At 42.9% G+C, this 4,338-nt stretch carries 7 protein-coding genes; all 7 read left to right on the forward strand.

Features of this window, described 5'->3' with window-relative positions; genetic code table 11:
- Window positions 1-141, forward strand: a 141-nt coding sequence (locus tag ACKPQ4_RS06475) for a D-aminoacyl-tRNA deacylase (protein WP_407680386.1), incomplete at its 5' end; no start/stop codon positions are given.
- 2 nt (window positions 142-143) lie between these two features.
- On the forward strand, window positions 144-683 hold the full coding sequence (locus ACKPQ4_RS06480) for a DNA-3-methyladenine glycosylase (protein WP_407680380.1): 540 nt from the start codon (window positions 144-146) through the stop codon (window positions 681-683).
- A gap of 10 nt (window positions 684-693) precedes the next feature.
- Window positions 694-1,233, forward strand: a complete 540-nt coding sequence (locus ACKPQ4_RS06485) for a hypothetical protein (RefSeq protein ID WP_407680381.1) — start codon at window positions 694-696, stop codon at window positions 1,231-1,233.
- Between the two features lie 11 nt (window positions 1,234-1,244).
- Window positions 1,245-2,090 (forward strand): hypothetical protein, encoded by an 846-nt coding sequence (locus tag ACKPQ4_RS06490; protein ID WP_407680382.1) that lies wholly within the window; start codon window positions 1,245-1,247, stop codon window positions 2,088-2,090.
- Between the two features lie 88 nt (window positions 2,091-2,178).
- Window positions 2,179-2,994, forward strand: a complete 816-nt coding sequence (locus ACKPQ4_RS06495) for a hypothetical protein (protein ID WP_407680383.1) — start codon at window positions 2,179-2,181, stop codon at window positions 2,992-2,994.
- Between the two features lie 13 nt (window positions 2,995-3,007).
- Window positions 3,008-3,619 carry a hypothetical protein gene (locus tag ACKPQ4_RS06500; protein ID WP_407680384.1) on the forward strand — a complete coding sequence of 204 codons (612 nt, stop codon included), beginning with the start codon at window positions 3,008-3,010 and terminating at the stop codon, window positions 3,617-3,619.
- Window positions 3,519-4,338: glycosyltransferase (locus ACKPQ4_RS06505; RefSeq protein WP_407680385.1), on the forward strand; the 820-nt coding region annotated here is incomplete at its 3' end. The genes ACKPQ4_RS06500 and ACKPQ4_RS06505, both read left to right, overlap by 101 nt.

A 4,338-nucleotide genomic window follows, 5' to 3' on the forward strand; every position in this document is an offset into this window, starting at 1 on the left:
TATGAACAAGGGCTTGCCCAAATAAAAGAACATTTCGAAGGGGATGTTCAATCGGGAGTTTTTGGAGCAAATATGCAAATTCATGCGGTAGATGATGGACCAGTCACGATATGGATCGATTCTAAAAATCGGAGCTATTAAAATTGAGTAAACTCCAGCCCGTCAAAAGCGAATTTTTTCTAAGTGATGTAAAAAAAGTTGCCCGTGAACTTTTGGGTACGACTTTGTGCATCCGCCAAAAATGTGGCTCGATTTTTCGTTCCGTCATAAATGAAACTGAAGCTTACGATGGTGAGAAAGACCTGGCCTGCCATGCAAGTAAGGGTAGAACAGTCCGTACCTCAGTTATGTACGAGATGGGTGGGGTCTGCTATGTCTACCTTTGTTATGGTATGCACTGGATGCTAAATGTAGTAACCTGTGAAGAGGGCTACCCTGCAGCGGTCCTTATTCGAGGAACGGAAGATTTTAAAGGCCCGGGGCGATTAACTAAAGGCCTCGGCGTGACGGGTTCATTTAACGGTAACAATTTGCATCCCCAAAATTCACTTTGGATCGAGGAATCTGAAGGGAAACCTCAGCAGATTTTTGCTGGCCCTCGAATTGGCGTTGATTATGCGGGCCCTGAGTGGAGTCAAAAGCCATATCGTTTTTGGTTTTCAAATTGTCGTGGTATTGTCTAACTTAGAATAAATGGATATCAGATTTTTGATTTCAGTTACCGTATTTTCCTTAAGCTTGGGAGCGTGCGGCTATAAAAAACAAGAAGCTTCCAATACTAGCAGAGCGGCAATTTATGATGCTTGGGATGCCCGTTATGTTTATGAGATGCAAACCCGAAGAATGATACCCCTCCATCAAGGTCGTGAAGTTGGAAGAATCTGGGGTCGGGATGAAAAGGGTAAAATTAATTATGCCTCTTATGCCCGCTCTGACGATAAGGTAGTAGAAGATCTTTATGCTATTCATACTAACCGTCTAGACAGGATAAGGGATAAGAAATGGGAAAATGCGAAGAGTGAGAGAATTAATTTTGTCAAAAATCAGTTAGATGTTTTAGAGGAAGAAGAAAATGCACCTTTGATTGAAGTGCCAATCGAGGATGAAGAGGAAGAGTTTTTACCTCCAGCTTTCATGCCGCAGGGAATCGATATTAATAGTGGGGATAATATGCCCACTGAAACTACTCAGGAGGCTGCCCCTCCTGGGTTTTTGTTTGCTCCTCTACCCTAAAATATGTGCGGATGAGTAGAATAACTATTTTTTTACAGGCATTTGCTGTAATTGCCAGCTTGGCGGGAATAATATTAACTTTTTCCGTGGTTTCCGAATACGATCAAGACCTCAACAGTATAGCTTTACAAAATCTAAAAATCAAAGAAGCCGAAAAAAACTTAGCCGAACTTCGCGATAAGTATGCTTCTGATCAACTGCGTCAAAAGAATCGAAACCTTGATTTATCGGAGGAAATTGCTGAATTAAAAAAAGCGTCGGACGAAATCGATGTGAAATTAGCCCGTACCAAGGAGGAAATCGAGGAGGTCGAAAATTCACTCACTGATACAATTGCTGACAAGGATGCAACTAAGCAAAAGCAATCCGATTTTGCGACTGCTGTGAAGGGAGTTCAGAGTAAAATTGAAAACCTTCGAGGTGAACTCCCGAGGATCAGGCAACAGGTCGATGCGAAGAGGTTTGAAATTGGGGATTTCGAAAACAGGATTTCTGAGCTTGCACAAAAGCTAACTGTCTATTCAGAAATTACTTCGGTTGTTCGTGAGCACTACCTATCAACTGTAAGATCATTAAGAACTTATGCACGGGCACGTCCCTGGCTCGAGCCAGGTGAAGAATTGAGCCTTTCATTGAAGTCTGTTGATCTGTCTTCCGGATACATTGCTCTTTCGGAAGGTGGAAGTGCCGGGCTTCGTGAAGATATGATTTTTTCCGTGAAATTCGAAAACAGGGAAATTTCCAAGATTCGAGTTAAGAAAGTATTCCGAAACTATTCTTTGGCTGAACTTATTCCCTTGATTGGTAATCCTGTAGAACTCTTAACTCTCGAAAAAGTTGATCTCGTTGTTATGTAGAATATTTTCCTTGGGAATCCTTGGAGCTGCGATTTGTTATTATTTGCTCAGCCTAGATTCTTTTAACTCCCTAGAGGAAGAGGTGACTGTGGGATCATCAAAATTGAGAGACATTCAATTAGCTACCGGAGAGGAGTCCAATGCCAGTGAGGCTAATATGACCGCTTTATTTAAAATAAACCGGGAATTGAGAAAGGATTTGGAAAGCTTAAATGAGGAAAGCGACGGGGCCGAAGAAGAGTTGAGCTTTCTTGTTCCTAAGATTCAAAAAGTAAAAGCTGAACTAGAATTAGCCTTACTAGAACTTGAAAAAGAGAAGAGCAATCTTATCGATTTTACAAATCGTTTATCTGGGGAGGAAGCCAAACTGCTTCCTCTCACTAAGCAAAAAGAGGATATAATGTCTGAATTTGGCTTGGTTGGTGAGGAGCATCAAAAAATCGAACAAGAGTGGAACCGCCTAGACCAAAATTTTTCCTCATTGAGTCGGGTTCGCCAAGTAGCCTTGGATTCATATTTAGACGCGAAGAAATCTCTGGCGGAAGAAATTGTTCGTCCGTTCGATATCTTTTACGGAGATTCCCTCCGCATCGAAATAGAAAATGTTGCACCCAATGGTCGAGGCTTTTTTAGCAAGACGGGTGAGGGCGATGGAATGCAAAAGGGTTTTGTCTTTATTGTTCGTACAGGCGAACAATGGAGTGAAATGCCGTATTATGTTCGCTGTACTTTAGTTGAAAAAACCTATTCATTTCTTGAAATCATTGGCCAAGAAACGCAAAAAAACATTCCCTCTATTCAAGCTGGGGAAAAACTAACCTTGATCCGTACGGCAGAATTATCTAATCCTATCGATTCCCCAGATTTTTCAGAAGAGAAGTCTTTATCCCACCACGACCTTTAAAGTATTCAACCTAATGAATTCAACTGATTCCGAAGAGATTACGGATGAAGCCTTGGCTTCTTCGATATCTGACGACGGCAGGCTTTCTTCAGAAGCTTTTGAGCCAGGCGAAGAAGGAATCGTGGAGGCAGGTATTCCACCACAATCGACTGACCCAACAGATTCTGAGGAATTAAAGGAAGAACCTTTTTCGGTAGGAGACTTTGATGCCGACATGGTAATTGAAGAAAAGCCCTCGGTTATACAAACACCCGACGACTCGCCTGTGGAGTTAGAATCTCGAGTTGCGGTTACAAAGAATACGCCTTCTGTTCCATCGCCTAGCGTTGAAGATACTTCCAGCAACCTGCCAGCAGGAGAGGTGGCTGAGTTTCGTAAAACATTATCGGCTCTTTCTCGACAATTAGAGGTGGACCGATTGACCTTTCTTTATCAACAACTTCAAGCAGACGGCAATGAACTGCCCGCCTTGGATAGGATCGCATCGGACATTCGTGGAGATTCTCCGCTTCATCCCCTGGGAGATGAAGACTTGTATTCAACCCGTCCACTTTCTCGTTTGCAAGGTTGGATATCTGGCCTTTCTTTTGGAGTGGGCAGACGAGCTAAGAAGTTTTCTCGTTAGTATTTTACCGATGGGCTCGAATCAACTGGAGCCTGAACTAAATTTCTCGGTCATTATTCCAGCCTACAATGAAGAGGAGTATTTACCCAAGACCCTGGAAGCTCTCAAGCATGCGATAGACAGATTAGCTGGCTTACGGGGGGAGATCATTTTGGTTGATAATCAATGTACTGATCGAACAGCCCAAATAGCAGAGGAATTTGGCTGCATTGTGATCAAGGAACCGGTAAGGCAAATTGCAAAAGCTCGTAATAGTGGTGCCCGAGCTGCTCGCGCACTCAATTTAATTTTTGTTGATGCAGACACATTGGTTCCTCCGTCCACATTCGCCCAGGCAATTGAGTCTCTTAACGGTGGAGAGGTCGGTTGCGGAGGAGCTCAGTTAGTTTTGGACGCGTATCCTGCTCGTTGGTTCGCTGGTCGATTTCTTCCAGGTGCCTGGAACTGGATATCAAGAAAATTTAAATTGTTCGCCGGGAGTTTTATCTTTTGTCGTGCAGAATTATTTTTCGAGTGTGGTGGATTTCCTGAAACTCATTTTGCGGGTGAGGAAATCGTACTTTCGCGCAAACTGAAAAAGGAGAGCCGAAAAAACGGGAAAAAAGCGATAATTATTTCACACCCTCCTGTAATTTCTTCAGCTCGAAAATTGGCTTGGTATAGCGACCTTGCCATCTTGCGCTTGGTCCTTCCTTTGATGGGTATGCCTTTTTTTTTAA

It is taken from the genome of Candidatus Chordibacter forsetii (genome assembly GCF_964187505.1).
Lineage (GTDB): Bacteria > Verrucomicrobiota > Verrucomicrobiia > Opitutales > Seribacteraceae > Chordibacter > Chordibacter forsetii.

Bases quoted from the DNA above. Each gene is read 5' to 3' on its own strand.
- ACKPQ4_RS06485 (WP_407680381.1), top strand. From the start codon at position 694: ATGGATATCAGATTTTTGATTTCAGTTACCGTATTTTCCTTAAGCTTG.
- ACKPQ4_RS06490 (WP_407680382.1), top strand. From the start codon at position 1,245: ATGAGTAGAATAACTATTTTTTTACAGGCATTTGCTGTAATTGCCAGC.
- ACKPQ4_RS06500 (WP_407680384.1), top strand. From the start codon at position 3,008: ATGAATTCAACTGATTCCGAAGAGATTACGGATGAAGCCTTGGCTTCT.